At 68.3% G+C, this 25,855-nt stretch carries 29 protein-coding genes and 1 tRNA gene; 14 read left to right on the top strand and 16 right to left on the bottom strand.

Features of this window, described 5'->3' with window-relative positions:
- The first annotated feature begins 61 nt into the window (after nucleotides 1-61).
- Complete coding sequence (locus tag AB0B61_RS36915) at nucleotides 62-1,225, top strand: FAD-binding protein (RefSeq protein ID WP_358442188.1); 1,164 nt, start codon at nucleotides 62-64, stop codon at nucleotides 1,223-1,225.
- Nucleotides 1,226-1,261: 36 nt separating this feature from the next.
- Entirely contained in the window at nucleotides 1,262-1,654 is a 393-nt protein-coding gene (locus AB0B61_RS36910; protein WP_358442185.1) for a DUF3224 domain-containing protein, read from the top strand.
- Here AB0B61_RS36910 and AB0B61_RS36905 read toward each other — a convergent pair.
- Nucleotides 1,642-2,622: a hypothetical protein gene (locus tag AB0B61_RS36905; RefSeq protein WP_358442182.1), complete on the bottom strand. Its 981-nt coding sequence runs from the start codon at nucleotides 2,620-2,622 to the stop codon at nucleotides 1,642-1,644. The genes AB0B61_RS36910 and AB0B61_RS36905 overlap by 13 nt on opposite strands.
- Nucleotides 2,623-2,744: 122 nt before the next feature.
- Between AB0B61_RS36905 and AB0B61_RS36900 the strand changes: the two genes are divergently transcribed.
- Nucleotides 2,745-4,283, top strand: a complete 1,539-nt coding sequence (locus AB0B61_RS36900; protein ID WP_358442179.1) for a carboxyl transferase domain-containing protein — start codon at nucleotides 2,745-2,747, stop codon at nucleotides 4,281-4,283.
- Nucleotides 4,284-4,396: 113 nt separating this feature from the next.
- Here AB0B61_RS36900 and AB0B61_RS36895 read toward each other — a convergent pair whose 3' ends face one another.
- Complete coding sequence (locus AB0B61_RS36895; RefSeq protein ID WP_358442177.1) at nucleotides 4,397-4,675, bottom strand: hypothetical protein; 279 nt, start codon at nucleotides 4,673-4,675, stop codon at nucleotides 4,397-4,399.
- Here AB0B61_RS36895 and AB0B61_RS36890 point away from each other — a divergent pair.
- Entirely contained in the window at nucleotides 4,608-5,231 is a 624-nt protein-coding gene (locus tag AB0B61_RS36890; protein ID WP_358442174.1) for a helix-turn-helix domain-containing protein, read from the top strand. The genes AB0B61_RS36895 and AB0B61_RS36890 overlap by 68 nt on opposite strands.
- Before the next feature lie 48 nt (nucleotides 5,232-5,279).
- On the opposite strand, the gene AB0B61_RS36885 is transcribed toward AB0B61_RS36890, so the two are convergent.
- Nucleotides 5,280-5,678 carry a hemerythrin domain-containing protein gene (locus tag AB0B61_RS36885; RefSeq protein ID WP_358442171.1) on the bottom strand — a complete coding sequence of 133 codons (399 nt, stop codon included), beginning with the start codon at nucleotides 5,676-5,678 and terminating at the stop codon, nucleotides 5,280-5,282.
- Nucleotides 5,679-5,728: 50 nt separating this feature from the next.
- Here AB0B61_RS36885 and AB0B61_RS36880 point away from each other — a divergent pair, with 50 nt between their 5' ends.
- From AB0B61_RS36880 to AB0B61_RS36855, 6 genes are all read left to right on the top strand, one after another.
- On the top strand, nucleotides 5,729-6,427 hold the full coding sequence (locus AB0B61_RS36880) for a helix-turn-helix domain-containing protein (protein WP_358442169.1): 699 nt from the start codon (nucleotides 5,729-5,731) through the stop codon (nucleotides 6,425-6,427).
- Nucleotides 6,428-6,449: 22 nt separating this feature from the next.
- Entirely contained in the window at nucleotides 6,450-7,496 is a 1,047-nt protein-coding gene (locus AB0B61_RS36875; RefSeq protein WP_358442166.1) for a class I SAM-dependent methyltransferase, read from the top strand.
- A gap of 147 nt (nucleotides 7,497-7,643) precedes the next feature.
- Nucleotides 7,644-8,663, top strand: coding sequence for a 3-oxoacyl-[acyl-carrier-protein] synthase III C-terminal domain-containing protein (locus tag AB0B61_RS36870; protein WP_358442163.1), 1,020 nt, complete (start codon nucleotides 7,644-7,646; stop codon nucleotides 8,661-8,663).
- Nucleotides 8,660-9,265, top strand: a complete 606-nt coding sequence (locus tag AB0B61_RS36865; RefSeq protein ID WP_358442160.1) for an isoprenylcysteine carboxyl methyltransferase family protein — start codon at nucleotides 8,660-8,662, stop codon at nucleotides 9,263-9,265. The genes AB0B61_RS36870 and AB0B61_RS36865 overlap by 4 nt, the downstream gene beginning before the upstream one ends.
- Nucleotides 9,266-9,359: 94 nt before the next feature.
- Complete coding sequence (locus tag AB0B61_RS36860; protein WP_358442157.1) at nucleotides 9,360-10,877, top strand: von Willebrand factor type A domain-containing protein; 1,518 nt, start codon at nucleotides 9,360-9,362, stop codon at nucleotides 10,875-10,877.
- 106 nt (nucleotides 10,878-10,983) lie between these two features.
- Nucleotides 10,984-11,056: transfer RNA gene (locus tag AB0B61_RS36855), tRNA-Ala, on the top strand.
- Nucleotides 11,057-11,295: 239 nt separating this feature from the next.
- Here AB0B61_RS36855 and AB0B61_RS36850 read toward each other — a convergent pair.
- On the bottom strand, nucleotides 11,296-11,514 hold the full coding sequence (locus AB0B61_RS36850; RefSeq protein ID WP_358442155.1) for a type II toxin-antitoxin system VapB family antitoxin: 219 nt from the start codon (nucleotides 11,512-11,514) through the stop codon (nucleotides 11,296-11,298).
- Nucleotides 11,515-11,922: 408 nt separating this feature from the next.
- Between AB0B61_RS36850 and AB0B61_RS36845 the strand changes: the two genes are divergently transcribed.
- Together AB0B61_RS36845 and AB0B61_RS36840 are read left to right on the top strand one after the other, a co-directional pair.
- The gene (locus AB0B61_RS36845) at nucleotides 11,923-12,126 is read left to right on the top strand and encodes a hypothetical protein (RefSeq protein WP_358442152.1); all 204 of its coding nucleotides are present in this window, start codon (nucleotides 11,923-11,925) and stop codon (nucleotides 12,124-12,126) included.
- A 15-nt stretch (nucleotides 12,127-12,141) separates the two neighbouring features.
- Complete coding sequence (locus tag AB0B61_RS36840; RefSeq protein ID WP_358442149.1) at nucleotides 12,142-12,798, top strand: 2'-5' RNA ligase family protein; 657 nt, start codon at nucleotides 12,142-12,144, stop codon at nucleotides 12,796-12,798.
- Nucleotides 12,799-13,431: 633 nt separating this feature from the next.
- Here AB0B61_RS36840 and AB0B61_RS36835 read toward each other — a convergent pair.
- The 12 genes from AB0B61_RS36835 to AB0B61_RS36780 form a co-directional block, all read right to left on the bottom strand.
- Nucleotides 13,432-13,905 carry a hypothetical protein gene (locus AB0B61_RS36835; protein WP_358442146.1) on the bottom strand — a complete coding sequence of 158 codons (474 nt, stop codon included), beginning with the start codon at nucleotides 13,903-13,905 and terminating at the stop codon, nucleotides 13,432-13,434.
- A gap of 508 nt (nucleotides 13,906-14,413) precedes the next feature.
- Nucleotides 14,414-15,505: a DUF6461 domain-containing protein gene (locus AB0B61_RS36830; protein ID WP_358442143.1), complete on the bottom strand. Its 1,092-nt coding sequence runs from the start codon at nucleotides 15,503-15,505 to the stop codon at nucleotides 14,414-14,416.
- 31 nt (nucleotides 15,506-15,536) lie between these two features.
- Nucleotides 15,537-16,484 (bottom strand): ankyrin repeat domain-containing protein, encoded by a 948-nt coding sequence (locus AB0B61_RS36825; protein ID WP_358442140.1) that lies wholly within the window; start codon nucleotides 16,482-16,484, stop codon nucleotides 15,537-15,539.
- Nucleotides 16,485-17,009: 525 nt separating this feature from the next.
- Nucleotides 17,010-17,228: a hypothetical protein gene (locus AB0B61_RS36820; RefSeq protein WP_358442137.1), complete on the bottom strand. Its 219-nt coding sequence runs from the start codon at nucleotides 17,226-17,228 to the stop codon at nucleotides 17,010-17,012.
- Between the two features lie 248 nt (nucleotides 17,229-17,476).
- Complete coding sequence (locus AB0B61_RS36815; RefSeq protein WP_358442134.1) at nucleotides 17,477-18,067, bottom strand: nucleotidyltransferase domain-containing protein; 591 nt, start codon at nucleotides 18,065-18,067, stop codon at nucleotides 17,477-17,479.
- Between the two features lie 265 nt (nucleotides 18,068-18,332).
- On the bottom strand, nucleotides 18,333-18,599 hold the full coding sequence (locus AB0B61_RS36810) for an alpha/beta fold hydrolase (RefSeq protein ID WP_358442131.1): 267 nt from the start codon (nucleotides 18,597-18,599) through the stop codon (nucleotides 18,333-18,335).
- Between the two features lie 178 nt (nucleotides 18,600-18,777).
- Entirely contained in the window at nucleotides 18,778-19,110 is a 333-nt protein-coding gene (locus AB0B61_RS36805) for a helix-turn-helix domain-containing protein (RefSeq protein ID WP_358442129.1), read from the bottom strand.
- Nucleotides 19,107-19,493 carry a type II toxin-antitoxin system RelE/ParE family toxin gene (locus AB0B61_RS36800; RefSeq protein ID WP_358442126.1) on the bottom strand — a complete coding sequence of 129 codons (387 nt, stop codon included), beginning with the start codon at nucleotides 19,491-19,493 and terminating at the stop codon, nucleotides 19,107-19,109. The genes AB0B61_RS36805 and AB0B61_RS36800 overlap by 4 nt, the downstream gene beginning before the upstream one ends.
- Before the next feature lie 666 nt (nucleotides 19,494-20,159).
- Entirely contained in the window at nucleotides 20,160-21,593 is a 1,434-nt protein-coding gene (locus tag AB0B61_RS36795; protein WP_358442123.1) for an MFS transporter, read from the bottom strand.
- Nucleotides 21,594-21,630: 37 nt separating this feature from the next.
- A complete protein-coding gene (locus tag AB0B61_RS36790; RefSeq protein ID WP_358442120.1) occupies nucleotides 21,631-22,827 on the bottom strand; it encodes a cytochrome P450 in 1,197 nt (398 codons plus the stop codon).
- 14 nt (nucleotides 22,828-22,841) lie between these two features.
- Nucleotides 22,842-24,026: an FAD-dependent oxidoreductase gene (locus tag AB0B61_RS36785; protein WP_358442118.1), complete on the bottom strand. Its 1,185-nt coding sequence runs from the start codon at nucleotides 24,024-24,026 to the stop codon at nucleotides 22,842-22,844.
- Nucleotides 24,023-24,220, bottom strand: a complete 198-nt coding sequence (locus AB0B61_RS36780) for a ferredoxin (protein WP_358442115.1) — start codon at nucleotides 24,218-24,220, stop codon at nucleotides 24,023-24,025. The genes AB0B61_RS36785 and AB0B61_RS36780 overlap by 4 nt, the downstream gene beginning before the upstream one ends.
- A gap of 101 nt (nucleotides 24,221-24,321) precedes the next feature.
- Between AB0B61_RS36780 and AB0B61_RS36775 the strand changes: the two genes are divergently transcribed.
- Nucleotides 24,322-24,951: a helix-turn-helix domain-containing protein gene (locus AB0B61_RS36775; protein ID WP_358442112.1), complete on the top strand. Its 630-nt coding sequence runs from the start codon at nucleotides 24,322-24,324 to the stop codon at nucleotides 24,949-24,951.
- 160 nt (nucleotides 24,952-25,111) lie between these two features.
- A complete protein-coding gene (locus AB0B61_RS36770) occupies nucleotides 25,112-25,798 on the top strand; it encodes a DedA family protein (protein WP_358442109.1) in 687 nt (228 codons plus the stop codon).
- Nucleotides 25,799-25,855: the final 57 nt, after the last annotated feature.

The raw sequence follows: 25,855 nt of genomic DNA, 5'->3' as shown, positions 1-25,855 counted from the left end.
AGAGCTATGGAACTGTAGGGCAGTGACGTTGAAGAATTGGGCGGGAAACATCGCCTTTCAGATGAAAAACGTGCATCATCCCTCCTCCCTCGACGAGCTCCAGAGCCTTGTCGCCGGCACCACCTCCATCCGGGCGTTAGGCAGTGGCCACTCCTTCAACGACGTCGCCGACTCGACGGGTGACCTGGTCACCCTGGACCGCCTGCCGTACGAGATCGAGATCGACAGCGCCGCGGCGCGGGTGCGGGTCGGCGGGCGGGTGACGTACGCGGAGCTCGCGCCCGTGCTGCACGCGAGCGGGTTCGCGCTCGGCAACCTGGCCTCGCTGCCGCACATCTCGGTGGCCGGTTCGGTCGCGACCGGCACGCACGGCTCCGGCGGCGGCAACCAGAGCCTGTCGGCGGCCGTGGCGGCGCTGGACCTCGTCACCGCCGACGGCACCCTGATCACCCTCGCGCGGGGTGAGGCCGACTTCCCCGGCGCGGTCGTGGCGCTCGGCGCGCTCGGCGTCGTCACCTCGGTCACGCTCGACCTCGTGCCCGCCTTCGAGCTGCGCCAGTACGTCCGGGAGGGCCTGCCCGACGACTTCGACTTCGAGGCCGTCATGTCGGCCGGCTACAGCGTTAGCCTGTTCACCAACTGGCTGGCGACCACCGTGTGGCTCAAGCGCCGCTCCGAGCTGGCCCCCGGCGACTGGCACGGCACCCGCGCGGCCGACGGGCCCCGCCACCCGGTGCCGGGCATGCCGGCCGGCAGCTGCACCGAGCAGCTCGGCGTGCCGGGGCCGTGGCACGAGCGGCTGCCGCACTTCCGGGCCGACTCGCCGCCGAGCAGCGCGGGCGAGGAGCTGCAGTCGGAGTTCCTGCTGCCCAGGGGGCGCGCGGCCGAGGCGCTGCGCGAGCTGCGGGCCATCGGCGACCGCCTCCGGCCGGTGCTGCAGATCTCCGAGGTGCGTACGATCGCCGCCGACGACCTGTGGCTCAGCCCGTATCTCGGCCGCGACACGGTGGGCGTGCACTTCACCTGGGTCAAGGACACCGAGGCGGTGCTCCCGGTGGTCGAGCTGGTGGAGGAGCGGCTGGCGCCGTTCGATCCCCGGCCGCACTGGGGCAAGCTGTTCACCAGGTGGCCGTCGTGCCCGGAGCGTTTCCGGGACATGGTGGGGCGCTACGACCCGGCGGGCAAGTTCCGCAACGACTTCGTTGGGACGCTGCTGGATACCTGACCGGATCTGACAGGTATGACCCGCACCATGGGACGCATGACAGCCAAGGGAACCTTCGACACCGCCGACTGGACACCCCAGCCTCCGTACGAGGAGGGCGACGGCGTGTCGCTCGCCCACGTCACACTGGGCAAGACCTTCCACGGCGACCTGACCGGCACCAGCACGGTCAGCATGATCATGGCGTTGACGCCGGTGGCGGACTCCCGTGCGTACGTGGCGATGGAGCGGGTCGTGGGCACGTTGGCAGGCCGGTCGGGCAGCTTCGTCCTGCAGCACTTCGCGGTGGGCGACCGGGGCGAGCAGTCACTGCGCGTCTCGGTCGTCCCGGACTCCGGCACCGGCGGGCTGAGCGGCCTCATGGGAGAGATGGACATCCTCATCGCCCCCGACGGCTCGCACTCGTACGTCTTCGACTACCGGCTCTGAGGAACGCCGGCGTCCGCGGCGACGCGGCGGGCGGCGAACGCGAGCAGGACCAGCGCGCCTAGGCCGAACACGATGTGGCTGACCAGGTTGATCAGCGGAGTCGCCGGCACGAGCGGGCCCGAGAAGAAGGCATGCCACACGTAGGTCAGCAGGGCGCCGCTCGCCAGCGCCATCCGGTGCCTGCCGTCCCATCCGCACCGGGCCGACCAGAACAGGGCCAGCGCTGTCATCCCCACCTCGACCCCGGCCAGCAGGGTGATCCCCAGGCCGACCTGGTCGCCGAGCAGGAGGTGCGGCGCCTCGAACAGCACGCCCGCCACCAGCGTCACCACGAGGACCAGCCAGGGTGCGGGCGCCTCGCCCGCTGCCTGGTTGGCGCTGGTCCGGCGCGGTAGGCGGAAGGCCAGCACGACGAGAACCACCACGATCACCACGATCGACACCAGCTGCGGCACGGACGCCAGGAAGTGCTGCCCGATCATGTAGCTGAACACCGTCATCGCCGCCGCGCCCAGCACGGCCAGTACGGCGGTGACGGTCAGCCCGATCTTGCCGAGCCACGGCGTGGTGCGCCGCGCACCCGTCAGCTCCTCGGTCAGCGCGATGGGCACGCTCATGCTCCACACGGTGTGCAGCGCCAGCACGAACAGCGTCCACGGCACCCCGATCCCCAAGGCCGGGACGAACCCGGGATCGAGCAGCCGCAGACCGGCGTAGTCGGGGTTGAACAGCGACATCGTCATGATCCCCTCCTCGAACACGCCGTAGGCGAGGGACAGGAGCACGATGCCCGGCCAGCCGATCCCCGCCCTGCGCGCCACCTCGCGGATCAGCAGCGCGGCGCCGCCGTACGTGGGGGCGAGCAGGACCAGGAAGTGCAGCGAGGTGAGCGGGAAGTCGCCGAGCAGGAACTCGGCCACGAGCGGAGACAGGAGCGCGAGCCCGAAGGCCGGCAGGATTCGTCGCATGTCACCGATGCTCCCGAGAACCGGGCACGACCGGAGGTGCCATCCATCCTGACCTCGCTATGACAATCGTCCTATTGGTTACATGGGATTGTTGCCGATCAGCCGGTGAAGGGACGAACGCCGTGTGGGACCCCGAACTCGCCGAACTGGAGCGCCGCAAGCGGCTGGCCGAGCGCATGGGAGGCGAGGAGCGGGTCGCCCGCCAGCACGCGACCGGCCGGCTGACGATCCGCGAGCGCCTCGCCGCACTCACCGACAGCTGGCGCGAGGTCGGCGCGCTCACCGGCCAGGCCGTGTACGGGGAGGACGGGCTGGAGAGCGTCACCCCCTCGAACGTGATCATCGGCAGGGCCGTGGTCGCCGGGCGGCGGGTGGTCGTGGCGGGCGACGACTTCACCGTGCGCGGCGGGGCCGCCGACGCCGCCATCCATGAGAAGCAGGTGCTGGCCGAGCGCATGGCGGGGGAGATGCGGGTCCCGCTGCTCAGGCTGATCGACGGGACCGGCGGTGGGGGCAGCGTCAAGCAGCTGGAGGACCTCGGGCGCACGTACGTACCGCACAACCCCGGCTGGGATCAGGTGGTGGCGAACCTGGGCCGGGTGCCGGTGGTCGCGCTGGCCCTGGGTCCCGTCGCCGGACTGGGGGCGGCCCGTCTGGTGACCTCGCACGTATCGATCATGGTCAAGGAGCTCTCCCAGGTGTTCGTCGCCGGGCCGGCCGTGGTGGAGGCCGGGATGGGGGAGCGGGTCGGCAAGGAGGAGCTGGGCGGGTGGCGGACCATTTCGGCGGCGGGGACCGTGGACCTGGTCGCCGAGCCGGAGGAGGAGGCGTTCGAGCTGGCCAGGCGGGTGCTGGGGTACCTGCCGCAGAGCGCGTGGCGGCTGCCGCCCATATCGAAATCTGATGATATTTCCGGCAGGGAGTCGCCGGAGTTGCGGGACATCGTGCCCAGGGACCGGCGCCGGCCGTACGACATGCGGCGGATCATGGACCTCGTCTTCGACACCGGGAGCGTGCTCGAACTCGGCAGGAGGTTCGCGCCCTCCACGATCACCGCGCTCGCCCGTCTCGCCGGGCACCCGGTGGCGGTGCTGGCCGCCGACCCGAACGTCTACGGCGGCGGCATGACGGCGCAGGGCGCGGACAAGACGGCCAGGTTCGTGGACCTGGCCGAGACGTTCCACCTGCCGGTCGTCCACCTCGTGGACCAGCCCGGCTTCGTGATCGGCAGCGCCGCCGAACGGGCCGGCACCATCAGGCACGGCGCCCGCGCGCTGGCCGCCGTCTACCAGTCGACGGTCCCGTGGGCGTCCGTGCTGGTCCGCCGTGTCTTCGGCGTCGCGGGCGCCGCGCACCGGCCACACGACCGGTATGGCCTGCGGGTCGCCTGGCCGTCGGGTGACTGGGGCTCGCTGCCGATCGAGGGCGGGCTGGAGGTGGCCTTCAAACGCCTGCTCGCCGAGGCGGGATCGGAGGCGGAGACGCTGAAGGCGGAGATCGCCGGGCGGCTGGAGGCGGTCAGGTCGCCGTTCAGGACGGCGGAGGCGTTCCTCGTCGAGGACATCATCGATCCGGCGCGGACGCGGCCGGTGCTCACGGAGTGGGTCCACGACGCCTACACCGTCCTCGACCCGGGCCCCCGCCACAAGACCCGCCCGTAACCGGGCCTCCTGTCCACCGCCTGCCCGTAGCTGGGCCGTGCGGTTCGGTCAGGGGGCCGGGGCGGTGGTCAGTTGGTTGATCGCGGCCTGGACCGTGGCCAGGTCGCCCAGGATCACCTCGTTGCGGTCGCGGTCGGTGTGCAGACGCCAGTGGGTTTCGGCCACCGCCTCCGGGGAGGCCGGAGAGCCGGGGGCGATGGGGAGGTGAGGGCGGTGGCGGTGCCGCCGCCGTTGTAGACGAGGACGTCGACCGGACCCATGCCGTCGAGGGCCGTCGTCAGCGACGCGGGATCGGTCAGGTCGCCGGGATGCGCGGACGCCGTAATGCCTTCGTGGGCGAGCGTGCCGGTCAGCGCGGTGAGGCGCCCGGCGTCCCGGGCGGTCAGCGCCACATCGAACCCCTCCCGGCCGAACCTGCGGGCCACGGCCGCCCAGCGCAACCGTGAGGCCTTGGTCGCGGCCGCCCGTGAGGTGCTGGCCGAGCGAGGGGTGGACGCGCCCTTGGAGGCCGTGGCCAGGCGGGCGGGCGTCGCGATCGGCACCCTCTACCGGCACTTTCCCGAGCGCGGCGATCTGGTCGACGCGATCCTCGACGAGAAGATGACGGCCTGGAGCGACCTGGCCCGCGAGTCGCTCGCTGCCGAGGACCCGTGGCGGGGGCTGACGGGTTTCCTGGAGCGTACGTGCGAGCTGCAGTCCGCTGATCGGGCCTTCACCGAGCTGGCCTGCGTGTCCCACCAGGACGACCAGGCCGAGATCAATCGGCTGATCCGCCGGCTGGTGGAGCGGGCGCAGGCGGCGGGGGTGCTGCGGCTCGATGTCGGCCCGCTTGATCTGGCGTTCTTCATCATGGCCAACTCGCGCGTGGCGCAGGCCGACGCGAGCCGGTGGCGGCGCCACTTCACGCTCATGCTCGACGCCTTGAGACCCGCGCCGCCGGTCGGTTAGGGCTCCTCGGGGAAGTCGGTCTTCGCGTTGAGCGGCGGCACCGACTGCTTAGAGGCCCTCAGGGAAGTCGGTCATCGCGTTGAGCAGTGGCACCAACTGCTCCTCCTCGTAGTCGAGGTGCGCCTCCAGTTCGCGCGACAGCTGATCGAGCTCGCCCTCGCTGGGGAGCTCGCGGATCCGCGCGAGCAGCCGCGCCACCACCTGGTGCTCGGCGCGCAGCCGGGCCAGCACCTCTGCCAGCTCGGGATGCGCGCCCGCCAGGTGCGGGAACAGTACGCCGTCCTCGCCGGTGTGATGGGCGTGCAGCGCGTCGCAGAACGTCAGGCAGTGCTCCCGCAGGTCAGTCCGCGCCCCGGGGGCCCGCCGCAGCTCCGCGAGCTCCCGCCGGAAGCCGTCGTGCAGCTTCACCAGCTCGTCACCCATGGCGATGAGTCGTTCGTCGCTCATGTCATGCCTCTCCTAGATTTTTGTACGCGTATAGAAAGTAGCATGACAGGATGCCCGCACGTACTGGACGGCCGCCCAAGATCTCCAGAGCGGACATCGTGTCCGCCGCCCACCGGCTCATCGAGGCCGAAGGGACGGAGAGCCTGACGATGCGCAGGCTGGCCCGTGAGGTCGGCACCACGCCCATGGCCCTCTACCACCACGTGCACGACAAGGAGGAGCTCCTCCTGCTGCTGCTCGACGACTACGCGGCGGCGATGTCCCGGCCCGTGCTCCCGGACGAGCCGGGCGAGCGGATGGCCGCGGCGGCCATCGCCATGCACGAGGCGCTGGCAGGCGTCCCGTGGATCGTGGACGTCCTCAGGGCGGACGACCTGCTCTCGGTCAACGCGCTGTGGTACCCGGAGACGATCATCGACGCGGCCGTACGCGCTGGGCTGCCGTTGGAGCGGGCCGTGGACGCGTACCGGATCATCTGGCACTACACGGCCGGGGAGATCACCGCGCGGGCGGCGGCGCTACGCAGGCGGGAAGAGGGTAGGCCGACCTATCGGCGGCAGGTGTTCGCCGCGCTCGACGCCGAGGCGTTGCCGCGCCTCGCGGAGGTGGGCGGGCGGTGGGAGGAGCTCACCGCGCGCGACACCTACGGCGAGGGGCTGCGCGCTCTCGTGGCCGGGCTGCTGCTAAAAGGGTTGGCCACGGGAGGGCCGTCCGTGAAACGGTCGGGGCCTGATGATCAGATGGACTGAGGCGGGCGAAGAGTGTTCGGCAGTGTGGCGGTCCGCACTGGAGGCGCCGCCACCGGCTCGGGTGGTGATCGCCGACGACCGGATGAAGGCCGACACCGCCTACCGCCTGGCTCGCGAGGGCACCGCGCTGCTGTGGCGCGGCGACTTCCAGAACGCCCGGCAGCTGCTCCAGGCGATGGGCCGCCGGTGCGAGCCGGCCGAGCCCGGCGCCACGTTCGAGCGCTACCGCCAGGCCCAGGGCCGGCGCGCGCGGACGCTCGGCCTGCTGCTGATCCCGTACGAGGAAGGCCACGTCATCCCGCTCGGCCGCGCGCCCGACGTACGGCAGGCGTGCGAGGAGGTCTTCGGGCCGGCGGAGAGCCCGTACGTGGGGTCGTTGCGTGAGCTGCTCGGGCTGATCGGCGCGCACGAATGGCGCAAGAAGGGCATCGAGGTCCCGGCGCTGGGTGCCCGGATTCATCCGCACTATGGAGTGTTCTCCCCGATTCGCGGCGAATACATTGATCTGGTGGCCCAGGCGCCCCTGCCCGGCAAGCGGCTGGCCTTCGACCTCGGCACGGGCACCGGAGTTCTGGCCGCGGTGCTGGCCAAGCGGGGCGTCGAACGGGTCGTGGCGACCGATCTCGACCGGCGCGCGGTGGTCTGCGCCCGCGACAACATGGCCCGGCTGGGCCTGGCCGATCGGGTCGAGGTGGTGGCGGCCGACCTGTTCCCGCCGGGGCGCGCGTCGCTCGTCGTGTGCAACCCGCCCTGGCTGCCCGCCGAGCCGTCGTCGCCGCTCGACCGGGCGGTGTACGACCCCGGGGGGTGCATGCTCCAGGGGTTCCTCGATGGTCTGGCCGAGCATCTGGAGCCGGGCGGTGAAGGGTGGCTGGTGCTGTCGGACCTGGCCGAGCACCTTGGCCTGCGGTCGCGTGCCGGCCTGATGGCGGCGTTCGACGGCGCGGGGGTGCGGGTCGTGGGCCGGCTCGACACCCGGCCGCGTCACCGGCGCGCGTCCGACGGCACCGACCCGCTGAGGGCCGCGCGGGCCGCTGAGGTGACGTCTCTGTGGCGGCTCGCCTCCTGAAGTCTGTGGCTTTTAGGTGGCTTGCTGAGACCTATGGCTCTTGGCCGGTGTGCCCCGGCTCGAACGGCGACGCTCAGCAGGCCCGGCGCGTACGGGCATGCGCGCGGTCGCAGGTTAGCCGGCCCCTCTCCGCGGCAGAAGAGATATATGCACATTTCGGGGGTACAGACCGTTTTGCCCGATTACCGCTACGCGCAGGCGGAGATCACCGAGGCATTCTCGCGGCTGACCGAGGCCGACCTCGACCAGCTCGAACGCTTCCACGCAGCCACCGGCGTCCAGAGCCGGAACCTGGCACTCCCGCTGGACGACTACGCCAAGCTCGACTCGTTCGGCCGTGCCAACGACATCTACCTTGAGATCGCGCTCGACCTGGCCGAACGGGCACTCCGTGGTGCACTGGACAAGGCGGGCGTATCACCGCGGCGGGTGGATCACCTGGTGTTCTGCTCGACCACCGGTCTCGCCACGCCGTCCTTGGACGCGCGGCTGATCCAGCGCGTGGGGCTGCGGCCGGACGTCAAACGGGTGCCGGTGTTCGGGCTGGGCTGCGCGGCGGGGGCCTCCGGCCTGTCGCGGCTGAACGACTACCTGCGCGGCTGGCCCGAACAGGTGGCGGCGCTGGTCTGCGTGGAGATGTGCTCGCTGACCACCCAGCGCGACGACACCTCGATCGCCAACCTGGTCGCCAGCGGCCTGTTCGGCGACGGCGCGGCGGCCGTGGTCGCGGTGGGACGCGGCCACGGGCCGGAGGTGGTGGCCACGCGCAGCAGGCTGTACTCGGGCACCGAGCACCTCATGGGCTGGCAGGTGAGCGAACGGGGCTTTCGCCTCGTGCTGGATGCCGAACTCACCTCATTCGTGGAGAAGGTACTCGCGGGCGACATCAGGGGCTTCCTCGCCGACAACGGACTCACCCCCGAACAGGTCGGCACCTGGATCTGCCACCCGGGCGGCCCGAAGGTGATCGACAAGATCGTGGAGCGGCTGAGCCTGGATCCGGCGGCTCTGGAGGTCACGTGGCGGTCACTGCGTGAGCACGGGAACATGTCGTCGGTCTCAGTACTGCACGTCCTGCAGGAGACGCGCGGCCGTCCGGGCCAGCCGGCCGTGCTCCTCGCCCTCGGGCCCGGCTTCTCGGCCGAGTTGCTCCTGCTGCACTGGTGAATCTTTTGAGTTCGTACGTGCTGCTGCTCGGGCTGGTGAGTGCGTACACGAGCCTGATCGGGCAGGTGACTCCGTACGCGAGCCTGATCGGGCTGGTGATGAGTCCGTACACGCTGCTGATCGGGCTGGTCGTCGTCGAGCGGCTGGCCGAGTTGGCCGTGGCCCGCCGCAACCTGGCCTGGGCCAGGTCGAAGGGCGGCATCGAGTACGGCCGGCGGCACTATCCCTGGATCGTCCTCGCCCATACCGGACTCCTGCTGGCCTGCCCGGCCGAGGTGTGGCTGCTCGACCGGCCCTTCATCCCGGCGCTCGGCTGGCCGATGCTCGCGATCGTCCTGCTGGCTCAGGGGTTGCGCTGGTCGTGCATCGGCACCCTGGGCAGGCAGTGGAACACGCGCGTCGTCGTGGTGCCCGGGATGCCGCTGGTCGGCGCCGGGCCGTACAGGTGGCTGCGTCATCCGAACTACGTGGCCGTGGTCGCGGAGGGGGTGGCGCTGCCGCTCGTCCACACCGCCTGGCTCACCGCGCTGGCATTCACGCTGGTGAACGCCGTGTTGCTGACGATTCGCATCCGGGTGGAGGAGGCGGCGCTGGTCGGCTGACGGGATCACGTGTTGATCGCGGTTTGCGCTCGCTTGCGTCACCGGCCCGGCCAGGCCATTTCCGGGAGCCGTCATACGGCCGGAGGTGGTTGCGATGAAATTTCGTCCTTTGGCGATCAGCGTCGGAATTGCTGGACTCCTGGCACTGGCCGCTTGCGGCGGCGGTCCCGGGGGGAACAAGGAAGACTCCGGCCTTCGGGCGCCCGCTTCGTCCAGAGCCGCACCGTCGGCTTCGTCCAAGCCCGAACTCCCCGCAGATGCCAAGCCCGAGGCTCGAGCGAGCGCATCTGCCGCTCCCGAGGAACAGAAGGACACGTCGGCTGCGCAGATCTCGACGTTCGCCCTGGACGTGGACACCGCTTCGTACACCTATGCCCGCCGTACCCTCCAGGAGGGCCGCTGGCCCGAACCGGGGCAGATCCGGCCGGAGGAGTTCGTCAACGCGTTCCGGCAGGACTACGCGCAGCCGCGGGACGACGGGTTCACCGTGCACGTCGACGGCGCCATGATGCCGTCACACAACCAGGCCGTCCTGCGCGTCGGCCTGCAGACGCGCGCCTCCGACGCGGCGGCGCGGCGCCCCGCCAACCTCACCTTCGTGATCGACGTGTCGGGGTCGATGGCCGAGCCCGGCCGCCTCGACCTGGTGAAGCAGTCCCTGCACACGCTGATCGACCAGCTCGCGCCGGGCGACCAGGTGTCGATCGTCTCCTTCAGCGACGAGGCCACGCTGCTGGCCTCGATGACGCCGCTGGCCGCCCGTACAGAGCTGCACGCGGCGGTCGACCAGCTGACCGTGGCCGGCAGCACCAACCTGGAGGCCGGCCTGGTCACCGGCTATGAGCAGGCGGCCAAGGCGTTCCGCCCCGCGGCCACCAACCGGGTCATCCTGCTCTCCGACGGCCTGGCCAACCAGGGCAGTACCGAATGGCGTTCCATCCTGGACCGGGTCAAGGAGTACGCGGGCCGGCAGGTCACCCTGCTGACCGTCGGCGTCGGCCGGGACTACGGCGACCAGCTGATGGAACAGCTGGCGGACAACGGTGACGGCGCCGCCGTCTATGTCAGCACGCAGGAGGACGCGGACAAGGTCTTCGCCTCGCAGCTCCCGGCCACGATCGAGCTGCGGGCGCGCGACGCCAAGGCACAGGTGGTCTTCAACCCCTCGGTGGTGGAGGGCTACCAGCTCATCGGGTACGAGAACCGCGCGCTGTCCACCGAGGAGTTCCGCGACGACACCCGAGACGGCGGCGAGATCGGCCCTGGCCACTCGGTCACGGCTCTCTACGCGGTACGCCTCAAGTCAGGCGCGACCGGGCAACTGGCCCAGGCGACCGTACGCTGGCAGGACCCCGACACCAGGAACCCGTCCGAGACGAGCAAGTCGGTGGACGTGGGGGCGCTGACCGAGTCGGTGTGGGAGAAGGCGCCGGTGCGGCTGCAGGTGGACGTGGTGGCGGCGGCTTTCGCGGTGTACATGCGAGACCGGGAGGCGTTCGGGCTGACCCTGCCGACGCTGGGGGAGCAGGCCAGGCGGCTGGCGGAGGCGGCGGAGGACCCGATGGTGACTGAGCTGGCAGGACTCATCGACAAGGCCCGCTCGGTGGGCTAGCCGTTAACCAGGCATTTTCCGGCTGGGCCGCTTCTTTGGGAGGCGGCCCAGCCGCTTGCGGCGGCTGTCTGAGGCTGGGAGTCGGATACACTTGGGGACGGTTCAAGGGGCTATGGCGCAGTTGGTAGCGCGCCTCCATGGCATGGAGGAGGTCTGGGGTTCGAATCCCCATAGCTCCACTCTCCCCAAAGGGCTTCATCGGGGCGCTTCGCGCTCAAGGACCTCAGGCGTCGCTTCCAGTCGCGCCAGGCCGCGACCCCTGTAGGGCCTCCGCTTCGCTCCGGACGCTTGATTTGGGCGTGGGCTTCGCCCACGCGTTTCCAGTTGACCGATCGGGCCATCTGAAGATCTTGTCGGCCGGACATCGATCATTCCGGCATCCGCCGAATAGCCGTTGAGGGTGAGTGCAGTTGGTGTGTCATCTGCGGTAAGCCGCCTTGTTGCCGACGAACTCATCGAAGTCTCCGCGGTCGGCCATCTCGCCAAGCGCGGCCAGGGCTCGCAGTCGCACCAACCGCTGCCCCACCTCGCGGAGGGCTGCGTTGACCGTGTCCTTCCTCGTCTTGGTGCCGAGAGCTTCGGCGGCTATCGCCAGGGCCTCCTGGTCGATCTCGATCGCGGTCTTCACCATGGTCATGGGATCACCGTCCTTCACGCTTGCAGGGGCGCCATGGACATCGTGATGGATGTCCAGGACGTCTCGCTCTTAGATCAGAGGTCCACTCGCTCAATTACTCCACGATTCCGCTGATCAACCAGGAAATGCAGCACCCGGTTCAGGTCTTCCACTTGCGGCACCCGCCGAAGGGATAACGGTGGTTAGCTGTTGAGGGTGAGTGCGGTTCGTCCAACCGAGTCAGGCCAGCTGGGCCGCCGGAGACGATCACGGGGAGTCTGTTGTGCCTCATCCGGCAAGCTGCAACCAGCCAACCGCGCCATCAATCCGCTCGGATAGGGCGGCAGGCAGATCATGGAGCAGACGTACCTCTCCAGGCGGTCTGCAAGTGATCGCGCGGAAAAGGGAACACCACCCCGCCCGAGACCAGTGGATCGCCCGCAGCGCCACCTCGAGAAGGCCGCCACGCTCGGCCTGCCGCAGGGCAGCCAGGTCATCCACACTGCCGGTGCCGAAGACGAGACCGTCCCGGAGGTGTCGGGATCCATCTGGCCGGCCGACCGCGTCACGATCATCGACGAGTACAACATCGAGCATGACGAGCAAGCTCCCGACGTTCTCTCACAGATCTGAGGCGGTTCAATGAGCATGAAGGACGTCGACAAGGTGCGCTCGCACTGGTGGCCTCGGGAAGGATGGCGCCCGGGGCGCCTGGTCTACACCTGGCACCTGACCTTCGAGCACGCGCCACCACTACATCAGCTCGCCGAGCGCTACCAGGCGGCCCTCGCAAGGATCGAGGAACACAACCCGATACCCGCGCGATGGCTACACCTCACCGTGCAAGCGGTCGGGTTCGTCGACGAGGTGTCCGAGGAGCAGCTTAACCAGATCACCGAGGCCGTACGGGTCCGTCTGGGCGAGCTGGCCCCCGTTGAGCTGACCTTCCACCGGCCGACCTTGCTCGGTGAGGGAGTTGTGCTGACTCCGACTCCCGCGGAGCCGTTGCATCAGATGTGGGGCGAGGTCAGGAGGGGCATCGCCGAGGTGATAGGGAACGCACCCACGGCAGCAGAGCAAGCCAATGGCTTTCACCCGCACGTCAGCCTGACCTACATCAACACACCAGGACCGGCCAGGCCGTACATCGACGCCCTGAGCGCGGTCGAAGCCGGGCCGGTCAGTGTGGACGTCGAGCAGGTTGTACTGATCGTGCAGAACCGGGTTCTTGATCCCGAGTGGCTCTATTGCTGGACCACCCGCACGACGGCGCCTCTTGGGGCTCGAACGCTCGGTGGCTTCTGATCTTGAGTGGATACAACCTTCTATACGGGTTCAAGCCGCCGCCCGGCGGACAGCCGGTCGGTCCGGGCGGGCGTGCGGCCTCTCCGGGCTGGTCCCGCCCGGCCACCCCGCCGCCACAACGGACGCACTGCAGCCCCGAGGCTCGACAGGGCCAGAGCCAGCCTCGCACGACGTGTTATCGTCCGCTTGCCCCCTCAATGGTGCACAAGGGTGCCCGAGGCGTAGCCGAACCAGTGGGAGGAAGAGGCGACCCGGGGGTAACCGCACGCCCGTGGCCCACGCTCGGGGCCCTGAACAATCCCCACTGGACCTTGTAAAAGCGCCTCCGGCGGGAGCACTCCGGCACCGAGGTGATCTCCACACGGCCCTGGACGTTGATGGATGACTGGGGGCTGATCACCTCGCACACCATCGACTCAGGCAAGCTCCGCAGACAGGTTCCTCCGTATCAAGCCCGGCTCTGACCACAGGGCAACGCATGATCGAGGGACGTCGACCGGCGAATGTACAAACACTCCGTCCCCGGCCCCCTGCCGCTACGCGGTGAGTCGATGGCATACGAGGTGATCAGGGGCAAATGCTGGCGGCGGAGACTCAGCCAGCCTGATGACTTGAATAATCGTCAGCCTAGTTCTACTCCATCGGAGCTAGGTCAACAATCACAAGTTTGTCGGCTTCCATTGAAGCTGCCTGGACGGCATCCTCTATCTCGGCCTGCAAGTGAGCGCCATATGCATCTAGGCCATCCAAGGAATCAAACGACACGATTATGTGTTTCCATTTTCGCGATTCTACGAGGTCTGCGCCTAGCTCGGTCCATCCTTGCCGGATCAGGCGCGCGCGTGCTTCTGTCGCTGCCTCCTTGGAGTCTGATGCCCCGACGTCCATGACCAGGATCTCGTCGATCTGCGTACTGTTCTCCCAGGTGTATTCCGACTTGGTGTGCAGCACTATTGTGCCAATCTTGCGAGCATTGTTTACGGCTGCAGGATCAATTTCTGACGTCTCGTGAAGCAATGCTGTGCAGGCGGATAACGTGGTTGTGGCCAGTATGGCTGCAAGTAAATATCTGGCTATTGAGTTTGCTCGCCTGTGGTTGAACAACATTACATGGTCTCCGCTGCTTGATGCATCATGGATGATTCGCGCCAGATTACCGAGGCCGCCACAGTTGAGCTAGTGGATGGGGGGTGACAGCAGGCGTAGTTTCCTTGAGGGTCACCATGCTGAGGCGCAGCGGCGGTAGCGAGCGCGACAAGGCCGTCATCGTGCTGTATGGGTGAGAGTTGAGTCGAATCCCTGAGGGACACACTGAGTGACGATTGCGGCGCACCCCTTCGGACGTTCACGGACTTTTGGAGACTCCCGGTGCAGGTCACGGGCTCTATCACCGCAGTTACCGATCATTGCTATGTGGCTTCGCATCGAAGGGGTCAGGAGTCCTCTCATCTCCGCCAGGACGAAGGGCCCGGTTCCAAATCATGGAGCCGGGCCGTACAGCTTTCATGAAGTCGGAGTAGGCGAACACCTCCAGGACCCTTCACGGCTACCCAGGGCTTGTGGTCCGATCGTCCGCAATCGTGCGTCATTACCTCGCGCGGCGATGCTGCCTTGGTCAGGAGTGGCGTATGTCGTCCAAGAGGATGCGGCGGGCGACGTTACGCAGCACGAGCAGCCGCATGACCTCCGTCCTGGACAGCCGTGGCACGCGGAACGCCTCGTCCGCGACGGCGTCCGCCGCGTACACGGGAGACGGTGCCAACGCCTTGCTGAGGGCGTAGAGGGAGTGGCCCACCTGCTCCAACCGTTCGGCCGCCTCCGCCGCATCCGGCGTGGACTCGCGCTGCCGCAACCAGGACTTCCTGGCCTCCTCGCTGGCCAGGTTGAGCCGTGCCCACAGCGATTGCCGCTCACCGGGGAAGCCCTCGCCGCGATCCAGCATCCGTACGGTTTCCTGCACCAACGGGTGGTCCCGCAGGCCGATCGCGGCGGCGACGGTGGAGACGACCAGTCTGGTAACGACGGGAGCCATCGCGGGCGACGGATCAGCCAGGATCCGCGCGAACTCCGGCTCATCCAGGAACGTTTCCCGCGGATGCAGGTAGGCGCGAGGGACGAGCGCGTCCGGGACCGGCTCTTTGATCACGACGGCGAACCGGGGCGCCCACACCCACTCGGGCGTGAGAGGGTGCCCACTGATCGCCTCGGCCAGCGCCAGGATGCGCGCCTTGCGCTGCGACGCCGGCAGTCCGTCATTCAGGCCCACCTGCTCCAGCAGATCATCCAGCGCTGACGGGACGTCGCCCGATCGCTGTGAGAGGTCCATCAACCGGAAGGACGTGATGATGTCACCGTCGACGGCATAGGTGACGCGGTTGTCCCGCTCCCCCCGCCAGATGACGTTCAGGGCACGTCCGCCGGCCGACAGCGCCTCCAGTACTTCCGTCCTGTCCCCCTGGAAACCGGGTGATTCGAAGGCGAGCGTCCATTCGCCCGCCGGCGTCAGTTGGAGCAGGTCGTCGTCGCGGTACTCCTCTTCCAGCTCCTCGAGTTCATCAGGCCCGGCCCACAGGCCGGCCTCCGCGACCGCTCCGAACCGGCGGGCAACCTCTTCCATGTCACGGTTCTCGCACCAGGTGAGGCAGAACCCCTCTGCCGGGAATCCGGCCTCGACCAGGGCGGCGTAGCGCATATCGATGGGATCCACAGTCAATGCCGCCAATCCTGCTCGGGCAGCCTCAGCCACATGTCAGGTGGACCGGTGACCGCTCGCGCGTCGGTCGGCCGCAGACCCGTGCGGGCGCAGCAGTAGGCCACGGCATGGTGGCGGTAGAGGTAAGTGGCGAGGATCTCCTCGGTGGAGTCGTCCGGGTACACGCCGCCCCCGCCGGGGTGGGTATCCCCTTCCTCGATGACGCCGTCGCGGGTGAATCGTCCGTGATTGCCCCCTTGGGATTGTTGTACATCCCGTAGCAGACGGTGCCTGCTGACAGGAGCTCGGCAATTCCTGAGGTGGACGGGGTGTATCCCCACGGTTGGCTGACGACGCATCCACCGGGCACGTCCGTCACACCGACGACGGTCAGGCTGTCGTCATAGTCGGACCGGGGATCCTCCATGATTGCTTCGGCGTCCGCGTCGTCGGCTGGTACGGCCTCCAGGCGACGTGCAGCCTCCCCCGCGGTGATGCCGGCCACGCAGACCATGCCCAGCCCGAAGTAGTAGAGATCTCCCAATGCGGCTGTCGAACGTCTGGCTTCCGTTACGGCCGCGGCCTCGGCCGGGGATAGACCGGTTTCCCCAGGCGGAATGGTGAACAGATCAGGAGTGGGACTGGCCAGGCTGAGCCGTCCGGGGGACCAGCCGTTCATCATCGGCCGCCACGGGTCCGCTCCCGCGGCGGCCAGGACGCGCGCGTCGTCGGGACGATGGGCGAAGACAGCTGTCCAGAGAACGGTACAGCCGGGATACTCCTCATCATCGTCGTCAAGGGCGTCGATGTCGCCCACACGCTGGGCCAGTTCCGCGACCGCCTCGGGCGAGCCGTACTCGGCCGCATCGTGTAACAGGAAGCACTCCTCTGAGTCCGGGGTCGCGCCCGTCTCACGCCCAGCGTGGACCGGCCCACGCTCCGTCCGATCTTCCCGACCGATGCTGGTCCATCCGGAACCGTCATTGACGACCATGAGGCTCCTTGTGTGTGGCGTACTCGATGCGGACGCGCCAATCTTGGCGTACAAGACCGACAGATTCGGACCGGTCGCAGCGGGAGGCAGCCCGGGAGGGCGGAGCGGAAAGTCGGCTGGCTCGCTGACACGCCTGCGCAGCCGAGATCAACGGACATCATCGTCGCGACACCTAACGGCACCAATGGGCATCCGGCGATCAAGCTCGGTATCCCTCACCGGGGTTCGGATCGTCGACGTACAGCGCCTCGGAGACCTCGCCCGCCCGTATCTCGACGCTGACCCTGTGCAGCCCAACGTTGAGGGGGCCGAACACAGTCCAGAAGACGCTCCCCGCGCCTGGCTGCTGCTCCGCCTCGGTGGCCGGTCCCCGCACACGTTCGCGTGCGGTCCAGTGATCGTGTCGGCGGCCAGAGGCGATAGCCGCCGACCAGCCACAACGCGCCCTCGAGGGCGGCGGCGGGTCAGGCGCCGCTGGCGATGTCCGCGGTGGAGCCCTCGAATCAGATAGCTCAGTGAACGGGTTCACAGGGCGAACACGGTCAGGTGATGAAGCGCCTTGTCCGCCGCTTCTACGACCGCGGTCGCGGCTGGGAGGTCGTCGCGGACGCTGTCTTCATCGATCCAGGTCGTCGTGGTCGGATACTCGCTTTCGTGTCGGGTCGTACGGATGCGGTCAACCGGGCGGAGAATCGCTCCCATGGAGGCGCCGAATTGCGGGCAGGCGGCATGCTGTACCGCCAAGTGGCCGCCGGTTGTCGTCGCCCGTAGGCCCTGGATCTGGAGAAGTGCTGCCAAAGACTTGCGAACCGAGTCATGCAGGGCCGCGTATGCGAGATACGGATCTGTGCGGGCAAGTGCTTCGGCGCTGACCAGGTGCTACCGGGCGGTCGAGAGCATCCGCTCGGCGAGTTCGGCATCCGCGATGACCTGGGTGAGTTCGCGTCGTTGGAGCATGCCGATGATCTCGTCTCTCCCCCGTGCCCAACTCGTCATTCGCTGTCTCCCATGGGGATCAGTACGGGCACCTGCGGGCGGCTGTGCAGCTCGCGGATGAATCCGTCCTCGTTGGCTTCCCACCGGGTGCGAGTGATGACCACCGTGTTGACCTCGCGTGCGAGCCTGGACCGTGCACGGGCTGTGGCCTCGTGGAGATCATCGCGATCGGGTCGGCCGATGATGAGGAGGTCGATGTCGACCGGGGCAGGCCCGGGCTCTCCGCGCATGCGTGCCGCCCATGAGCCGAAGATGGCGGCTTCCTCGATCCCGTTGAGGTGGGACAGTTCTTCGGCGAGGACTTGGGCCGGGCCCAGGGTGATGGTGACGAGGTCGCGCAGTGGCCCGTAGAAAGGGGCCGTCTGGTTGGCCCGGACCAGTTTGGTGCGTCCTACGTGACGCGAACCAAGGACGCCGGCTTGTTCGAGCCGGGACACCTCGCGGGCCATGGTGCCGCTATCGGTCCCGGCGGCCTCGGCCAGCTCGCCGATGGAGTACTCCGCGTCGCCCACGTACGTGTGCGTCAGCACCGCGCAGGTGATCCGAGAGCGGAAGATCGGGAAGATCGAGGGCGGTGGTTGCTGCATGCCTGGATCCTTCGTCAAGGGCATGCGTGACTGGATGATCACGCTCAGTATATTACTGTCAAAAAGCCAGGATATTCTGGCTCTTTGACAGATTACTTGTTCGAAGGCCGCATGCCCCTCCGGCTTCCGCCCTCTCGTCATGGCCTCTATGCGCAATCTGGCCATCAGCGCATTACGCCTGGCCGGACGCACCCACATCACCGAAGCCGCCGACTGGGCCTGTCGGAACATGTGAAGGCCCTTCGCGATTCTCGGCCTTACACCATTAGTTCAAGGCCGGGTTGAACAGCACCAGCCGATCAACCGTCTTCGGGTAGCGCGATGCGTAGAAGGCCGTGATGCCGCCACCGAAGCTTGCGCCGATGAGATTGACGTGCTGCTGCCCGTCTATCTCGGCGCGTACATGTTCGACCGCTGGACGATAGGCAGCGGCCCAGGTCTTGCGGATGTGTCGTAGCGGGGCGATGGGGCCGATTGACTCGTCCTGTTCAGCATCAGGGCTAGCCCTTGGTTTTCGATCATCTTCCCTCAACAAGAAGAATGATCAACCAAGGGCTGTCCCGCTGATCAACCGGGGCCGTCCCTTACGTCGCCCAAGGGGCTTTCTGTGCGGTGGCAAGACAGATGAGGCGTCCGGCGACGCGGCCGCGGCATTCGCGATGTTCCGCGCTCGGCTTGGGCGCCGGGGGGCGTCCAAGAACCCCATCGGGTCACATTGCCGCGGTCGCGTCGCCCATGCGATAGGTGCCGTCGTCGAATGTGGCGGTCAGTTCCAGTCGTCCGCCGATGGCCTCGATGTAGCGGGCCAGCACCTCTACCGAGGTGACGTCGCCGTTCTCGATCTGGGACACGCGCATCTTGGTCACGCCCATTTTCTCGGCCACCTCGGACTGTGTGAGTCCACCGTTCCTGCGCCGTTCGGCAAGATGCCAGGCGTGCACGTACGCCTCGATCATGCGCCGGGTCTTGATCAGTTCCTCTTCTCCTCCGGCGCGCGCGACATGCTCCTCGCGGACATCGCTCCACTTCTTGAAGCTGGTCATTGGCTTTCCTCCTCGACGCGTTCGATCAGATAGGTCTGGTACAGCTCTTCAGCTTGCCGGATGGCCTTGCCGTACCAGCGGTCGGGGGCAGCGGGCTGCTCACGGATCTTGTCCCCGGCGACAAGCAAAATGGCGCTGCGCCATGGGTCGAACACGAACAAGACACGCAAGGCGCTGGTGCCAGTGGAGCGGGGGCGTAGCTCTTTCAGATTGGCGATAGCTGAACCGTTGATCTTGCCGACATGGGGACGTCCGAGACCAGGGCCGTGCTTCTCCAGCATGTTGATGTACTCAACCGCGAGCTGGTAGGCGGGCATGTCGGTGTCAGCCAGGTCATGAAGCCAGATGTCTACCTCGTCGGTCAGACGGATCTCGTACGGCACGCCACCAAGTATAGGCGCCCCTTTACCTAGCCCGCCTGGAACTGAAGTGCGATCTGCCTTTTCGGCGGTGTCCAGGCGCGGCACGCGTGCGAGAGCTTCGAGCACCTAGGGCGAGGGATCGCCTGCGCGGCCCTGTTCGAGGCGGGCGTAGTACTCGGCGCTGACCGCCGACACCTGGCGAAGGCCACCTGCTATGCGGAAGGCACATACCACCCGGTTCCTTGTGGGCCGGGTTTTCTCATGTCCGCAGGCGCAGCCGTACTCGATCGCCGCCTGTGACCGTACTTCGCAAGTCAAGCAGGCGCTCTCGAGACACCGCGTCGGGTTGCAGGCTCCCCGCACCAGGTGGGCACCACCGCGGTGTGCGCGCTGGACCGCCGCAAACCGCCGCCCAGCGGCGCCTCCGGCGCGCTGAACCGGCCGGGCGCCCTGGTTCCGGCTTCGCCACTCGGCGGCGCATCGCCCTGTTCGTCGGCGCGCTGACCAAAGGGCAGAACCGCGCCCCTGATCATTCGTTGGGCGGGCATGGAGTGGGTGCTGAGCCGATTGTTCTTCAGCCGTGTCAGCAGGTCAGACGAAGCCGAGTGGGAAAGTCGCCAATGTCGCCCTCGGCGTCGTCCTAGCCCTGTAGCGGCCGTCCGAAACGGCACCCAAAACTCTTCACGGTCAAGACCGGCCTCCGGAGCCCGACCCGGTGGCCTGACCGGCTCGGTGGCGTCGGCCGGTGGGAAGTAGGAGGGCGGCCAGGACAGCGACCACGAGCACACCGGCACAGATCCAAAAGCTGGCGATGAACCCGGCCTCAGCGGGCAACCGCTGGGCGGTGGTGGTCGCTGAGAGGATCGCGGCGAGTACGGCGGTGCCGATGCTGCCGCCGATCGTGCGGGCCAGGGTGTTGAGGCTGGTGGCCACGCTGGTCTGAGACGGTGGGACGGTGGCGAGGATGGCGTTGGTCATGGCGGCGGAGGCCAGGCCGAGGCCGATGCCCATCAGGGTGACCGCGGTCAGGATGTGCCAGGTCGCGTGGTGTGCGGCGGCGAGCAGGGCGAAGGGGGCCGCGGCCATGACGATGCCCAGGACCAACGGGAGTTTGGCGCCGAAGTGGCGGTCCAGGGCGCCGGACAATGGCGCGAAGACGACCATCGCCACGGTCGCGGGTAGCAGGTACAAGCCGGCTTCGCTGACGGACTTGCCGAGGCCGTAGCCGGTCGCGGTGGGGAGTTGGAGCAGAAGAGGCACGAGCAGGAACGAGCCGAACGTGGCGACTCCGAAGGCGATGCCGGTGATGAGGGTGGTCCACACACCCCGGTTGATGATCATGAGCATGTCGACCAGCGGCGCGCGGACGCGCAGCTCGACCGTCACCCAGGCCGTCAGTGTGATGGCCGCGCCGGCGAACAGGCCGAGAGTGGTGGTGCTGGTCCAGCCCCAGTTGCCGCCCTTGGTGAGTGCGAGGAGCAGGCAGACCAGGCCGGTGGACAGGAGTAACGCGCCGGGTACGTCCACCCGGCCGGGTGGACGTACCGGAGATTCCGGTACGCCGAACGCGATGCCTGCGGCGGCGAGGGCGATCATGATCAAGGGGATCCAGAACAGCCAGTGCCAGGACAGGGCGGCCACGATCGGTCCGGCCAGTACCGCGCCGAGGCCGCCGCCGGCTCCGAGCAGTGCGGACAGCAGGCCCACTGCCACCCCGACCCGCTCGCGCGGCAGCTCGTCACGGACGATGCCGAACGCCAGCGGCAGGATCGCGCCCCCGGCTCCTTGCAGGACACGGCCGATCACGACGGTGGCGAGGTTGCCGGCCAGAGCGGCGACCAGGGCGCCGGTGGCGAGCACACCGAGGACGATGAGCAGCACCCGGCGCCGGCCGAACATGTCGCCGAGCCGGCCCGCGATCGGGGTCGCGATGGCGGCGGCCAGCAGGTAGGCGGTCACGAGCCAGCTGATGTCCGCGGTCGAGGCCCTCAGGTCGGCGGCGATGGCCGGCAGGGCCGGGGCGACGAGCGACTGCAGCATCGCGAACACCACCCCGGCCAGCGCCAGGAAGCCGAAGACGAGCACGGGCCTCGCGTGCCGGGCAGCCCGGGGGAGCGACACGTCCGGCTCCTGAAATGTCGAGTCGCCACGCATCACGTCACCAGTTGACGGGCAACTCGTGGACGCCGTAGATGCTCATGTCGTTTCTGAACCGGATGTCCTCGATCGGCTTCGCGAGCCGCAGTTCCGGGAGCCGGCGCAGCAGGGTGGGCAGAGCGATCTGGAGTTCGGCGCGGGCGAGGGTCTGGCCGATGCACTGGTGTACGCCGTACCCGAACGCCAGGTGCCCGCGCGCGGGCCGGTCGAGGTCCAGCGTCTCGGGCTCGGGGGTGAAGGCGGGGTCCCAGTTGCCGGCGGGCAGGTTCATGATCAGCCCCTCGCCGGCCTTGACCAGCGTGCCGCCGATTTCGACGTCCTCCTTGGCGATGCGGGCGATCAGGTTGTGCACGATCGTGAGGTAGCGCAGGAGTTCTTCGACGGCGTTGGCGAGCACGGCCGGGTCGTCGGTGTCGCGGATCGTGGCGGCGGCTTCGGGGTTCTCCAGCAGGGCCACGGTGCTGAGGGCGATCATGTTGGCGGTGGTCTCGTGGCCGGCGTTGAGCAGGATGACCCCGTTCATCGCCGCCGTCTCCCGCCGCAGTTCGCCGGTCTGGACATGTTCGCGGATGACCCGGCTCATCAGGTCGTCGCCGGGTTCCTTCTCCTTGCGGGCGACCAGTTCCATCATGTACGCGAAGAACTCCCTGGAGGCGTTGGCCTTCACCTCCGGCGGGGTGTTCATGTTCATCACCTTGCCGGTGATCGTTTGGAAGAAGCCGTGGTCGGCGTACGGGACCCCGAGCAGCAGGGAGATCACCAGAGAGGGGATCGGCAGCGCGTAGTCCTGTACCAGGTCGCCCGGCTGCCCCTTCGCGACCATCTTGTCGATGAACTCGTTCGCCATCGCCTCGATGTCCGGGCGCATCGCGTTGACCCGCTTGACGGTGAAGTCCTTGGTCAGCATGCGACGCAGCCGGGCGTGCTCGGGGTCGTCCATGCGGGGGAAGGTCTCCGGCGCGTTCGGGCCGTCCTGTTTTCCGTGGCCCTGCAGCACGCCGAGGACTTCGGCGCTGATGGCCGGGTGGGACATGGCGGTCTTGATGTCCTCGTACCGGCTCACGGCCCACACCGTGTGGCCGTTCCAGTTCACCTGCCGCAGGCCCTCCTCCCGCCATCGCGTGTACTCGGCGGGTGGGTTGAACGGGCAGCGCGCGGCGCGTTCGCCGGGGAAGGCCGGCAGGTCGGTGGTGGTCATGGATATCCCTTCTGTCAGGCGGCGGTGGTGAGGGCGGTGGTCCACGGGGCGCGGGCCGCGATGAGGGCGCGCCACGCGCGCAGGGCCTTGGGGGACAGGCCGGCGGCGAGGACGCCGACGAGGCGATCGGCCTTGCGGTAGGCGACGAGGAGGTGGTCGCTGTCGAGTACGAGTGCCTCGTCGTGGTCGCGGAGGTGGCCGTAGGCCTGGAACTTGGTGCCGTACTGGTCGGACCAGAAGTACGGCACCGGGGCGAACGGCCGGGGTTCGCCCAGCAGGTCGCGGGCGACGGCCATGCCCTGCTCGGCGGTGTTGGTGCGGTGCTCGACGCGCATGTGCGTACCGAACAGCGGGTTGTGCCAGCGGGCCACGTCACCGACGCCGTACACGCCGTGCGCGGCGGAGCTGTACTGGTCACACACGAGCCCGTCGTGGACGGACAGACCGCTGCCGGCCAGCCACTCGGTGTTCGGCACGGAACCGATGGCCACCAGTACGTCATCAGCCGGCACCACCGTGCCGTCAGCCAACCGCACCCCCATCGGCCTGGCACCGAGGACGCTGGTGACCGAGACCTGGGTGCGGACCGTCACGCCGTGCTCGACGTGGAGGCGGGTCATGAGCTGGCCGGCCTCTTCGCCGACGGCCAACGCCAGCGGCACCGGACCCGACTCCAGCAACGTCACCCGTACCCCGAGACCGCGCGCGGTGGCGGCGACCTCGGCGCCCACGAACCCCGCGCCGACGATCACCAGATGCCGTCCGGGCCGCAGCCGCTCCTTCAGCGCCAACGCGTCCGGCAGGGTACGCAGCGTGTGCACCCCGGCGAGATCGTCGGTGCCGGGCAGGCGGCGGGCACGGACGCCGGTCGCCACAATCAGTGCGTCGTAGGGCAGATGGGTGTCATCGGCGAGCGTCACCACCCGCCGGCCAGTGTTCACCGCGCTCGCCGCGACACCCAGCCGTAGCTCCAAGCCCAGCGCGTCGATGTCGGTCGCCGGGCGCAGGGCGAGCCGGTCCGGCGCCCACTGCCCGGCCAGCAGCTGTTTGGACAACGGCGGCCGATCGTAGGGCAGCCGCGGCTCGTCGCCGACCAGCGTGATCACGCCCCCGAAACCCGCCCTGCGCAACCCCTCCGCCGCCGCCAGCCCACCGGCCGCCGCCCCGATGATCACGACCCGGTTCGGGGCGGCGTTCATGACTCCGCCAGGTGGATCGCCGCGGCCGGGCACACCATGGCCGACTGCCGGACGGCGTCGTGCAGCACCGGCCCTGGTGTCTCGTCCAGCAACACCACGATGCCGTCCTCCTCCCGCTGGTCGAACACCTCCGGCGCGAGCAGTACGCACTGACCGGCGGCAACGCACTTGTCGGCGTCAACGCTCACCTTCATCGGACCTCACTCATCGCTAACCGGCAGCTTCCTGCCATTTCATCTTCAGGGCGAAGCTAGCACACAAGTGGCAGCATGGTGCCGGTTGATAGGCTCTGGTGGTGGTCACCGAAACCGAGCGGCCCTTGAGGGCTGATGCCGTACGCAACCTCGAACGCATCGTCCGTGCCGCGCACGCGGCCTTTGCCGAGGACGGCCCGGACGTGTCGCTCGAGGAGATCGCCCGCCGCGCGGGGGTGGGCATCCGGACGCTCTACCGCCACTTCCCGCACAAGGGTGACCTGGTCAGGGCGGTGCTGAATCAGAGTGTGGCCGAGTACCTCACACCGGCCATCGAACGAGCGCTCGACGATGAGAACCCGCTGCACGGTCTGACCACGTTGATCGAAACCGCCGTCGACATGGTGGCTCGTGAGATGAGGACGCTGGCCGCCGCGAAGAACGCCGGCTCCCTCACACCCGACCTGTCCGTGACGTTCTTCGAGACGCTCACTCTGCTCGTACGACGGGCCCAGCAGGCCCGGCTCCTGCGGGCGGACCTCGTCCCCGAAGACCTGCCCAGGATCATGGCCATGCTCACCAGCGTGCTCTGGACCATGGACCCCAAGACCGAGGGCTGGCGCCGCTACCTCGGCTTCGTCCTGGACGGTCTGTCGCCGGCCACGGCGAGCGTCCAGCCCGCGGCCGCGCCCGTGGTCGGGACACCACGAACGGGCAACTGGGTCCTCTGACGCGCTGACCGCCCAACCAGCCGCCGCGCCCGACTACTTCCTGTCAAAGTGCCGACGACTGATAGTCGACATCAGGGTTGATCTCAGGGTGAACCCTGATGTGCTTCGCTGCAACTGACAGCATGCTGCCAGTTCAGCTACCGCGCTATTCGTCTGAGAGGTGCCGCTCGTGGCGTTGTCCAATGTGCTGGATTGGTGGCAGTCGTTGCCGGAGCCCGCCCTCATCGCCGGCGCGGGAGTGATCGCTCTCGGTGAGTCCATCATCGGCATCGGGTTCTTCCTCCCGGCTCAGGCGGCGCTGATGATCGCCTCGGCCACCGTCGACTCCCTACCTGAGTTCCTGATCCTGTGGGCAGTGGTCACGGTCGGCGCCGTCGCGGGCAACGTGATCGGGTTCGAGCTCGGCCGCCGCGTGGGTCCGGCACTGCGCGAGACCAAGCTCGTCAAGAAGCGCGGCGCGAAGGGCTGGGACAAGGCCACGGTTTTGCTCCGAAAGCACGGCCGTTGGGCGGTGTTCGTCGGCCGGCTCATACCGATCGGGCTCGTGCAAAGCGTGGTGCCCGCCGTCGCCGGCGCGGCGCACATGCGTTACCGCACGTTCCTGCCCCCGATGGCGGCAGGCGCGGCCTGCTCGACAGCGATTCCCCTGCTGATCGGCATCGGAGTCGCCGCAGGACTGAAGGACGCCAGCGGCATCGTTCTCATCATCGTCGGCGCGCTGCTCGCGCTCGTCGCGGTCTTCGTGATCCGAAAGCGCCGCAGAGCGAAGACGACCACAACGGACACATCCCCCCACGACTCGAACCACGGCCCGGATCCCGATCGCGAGCCGGCGCACAGGGCTTGACCATGAGGAGCCTTCGCTCCGGGCCGGGGCTCGGCCCGCCCGTTCCAGCCTCTCTTT

Source organism: Nonomuraea sp. NPDC049158, from assembly GCF_040648335.1.
Lineage (GTDB): Bacteria > Actinomycetota > Actinomycetes > Streptosporangiales > Streptosporangiaceae > Nonomuraea.
The sequence above is the reverse complement of the archived record's forward strand: the minus strand, read 5'-3'. Positions and strand labels throughout refer to the sequence as shown.

Bases quoted from the DNA above. Each gene is read 5' to 3' on its own strand.
- AB0B61_RS36915 (WP_358442188.1), top strand. From the start codon at position 62: ATGAAAAACGTGCATCATCCCTCCTCCCTCGACGAGCTCCAGAGCCTT.
- AB0B61_RS36910 (WP_358442185.1), top strand. From the start codon at position 1,262: ATGACAGCCAAGGGAACCTTCGACACCGCCGACTGGACACCCCAGCCT.
- AB0B61_RS36905 (WP_358442182.1), bottom strand. From the start codon at position 2,622: ATGCGACGAATCCTGCCGGCCTTCGGGCTCGCGCTCCTGTCTCCGCTC.
- AB0B61_RS36890 (WP_358442174.1), top strand. From the start codon at position 4,608: ATGCCTTCGTGGGCGAGCGTGCCGGTCAGCGCGGTGAGGCGCCCGGCG.
- AB0B61_RS36885 (WP_358442171.1), bottom strand. From the start codon at position 5,678: ATGAGCGACGAACGACTCATCGCCATGGGTGACGAGCTGGTGAAGCTG.
- AB0B61_RS36880 (WP_358442169.1), top strand. From the start codon at position 5,729: ATGCCCGCACGTACTGGACGGCCGCCCAAGATCTCCAGAGCGGACATC.
- AB0B61_RS36870 (WP_358442163.1), top strand. From the start codon at position 7,644: ATGCACATTTCGGGGGTACAGACCGTTTTGCCCGATTACCGCTACGCG.
- AB0B61_RS36860 (WP_358442157.1), top strand. From the start codon at position 9,360: ATGAAATTTCGTCCTTTGGCGATCAGCGTCGGAATTGCTGGACTCCTG.
- AB0B61_RS36850 (WP_358442155.1), bottom strand. From the start codon at position 11,514: ATGACCATGGTGAAGACCGCGATCGAGATCGACCAGGAGGCCCTGGCG.
- AB0B61_RS36840 (WP_358442149.1), top strand. From the start codon at position 12,142: ATGAAGGACGTCGACAAGGTGCGCTCGCACTGGTGGCCTCGGGAAGGA.
- AB0B61_RS36835 (WP_358442146.1), bottom strand. From the start codon at position 13,905: ATGTTGTTCAACCACAGGCGAGCAAACTCAATAGCCAGATATTTACTT.
- AB0B61_RS36825 (WP_358442140.1), bottom strand. From the start codon at position 16,484: ATGGTCGTCAATGACGGTTCCGGATGGACCAGCATCGGTCGGGAAGAT.
- AB0B61_RS36815 (WP_358442134.1), bottom strand. From the start codon at position 18,067: ATGCAGCAACCACCGCCCTCGATCTTCCCGATCTTCCGCTCTCGGATC.
- AB0B61_RS36805 (WP_358442129.1), bottom strand. From the start codon at position 19,110: ATGACCAGCTTCAAGAAGTGGAGCGATGTCCGCGAGGAGCATGTCGCG.
- AB0B61_RS36790 (WP_358442120.1), bottom strand. From the start codon at position 22,827: ATGACCACCACCGACCTGCCGGCCTTCCCCGGCGAACGCGCCGCGCGC.
- AB0B61_RS36785 (WP_358442118.1), bottom strand. From the start codon at position 24,026: ATGAACGCCGCCCCGAACCGGGTCGTGATCATCGGGGCGGCGGCCGGT.
- AB0B61_RS36780 (WP_358442115.1), bottom strand. From the start codon at position 24,220: ATGAAGGTGAGCGTTGACGCCGACAAGTGCGTTGCCGCCGGTCAGTGC.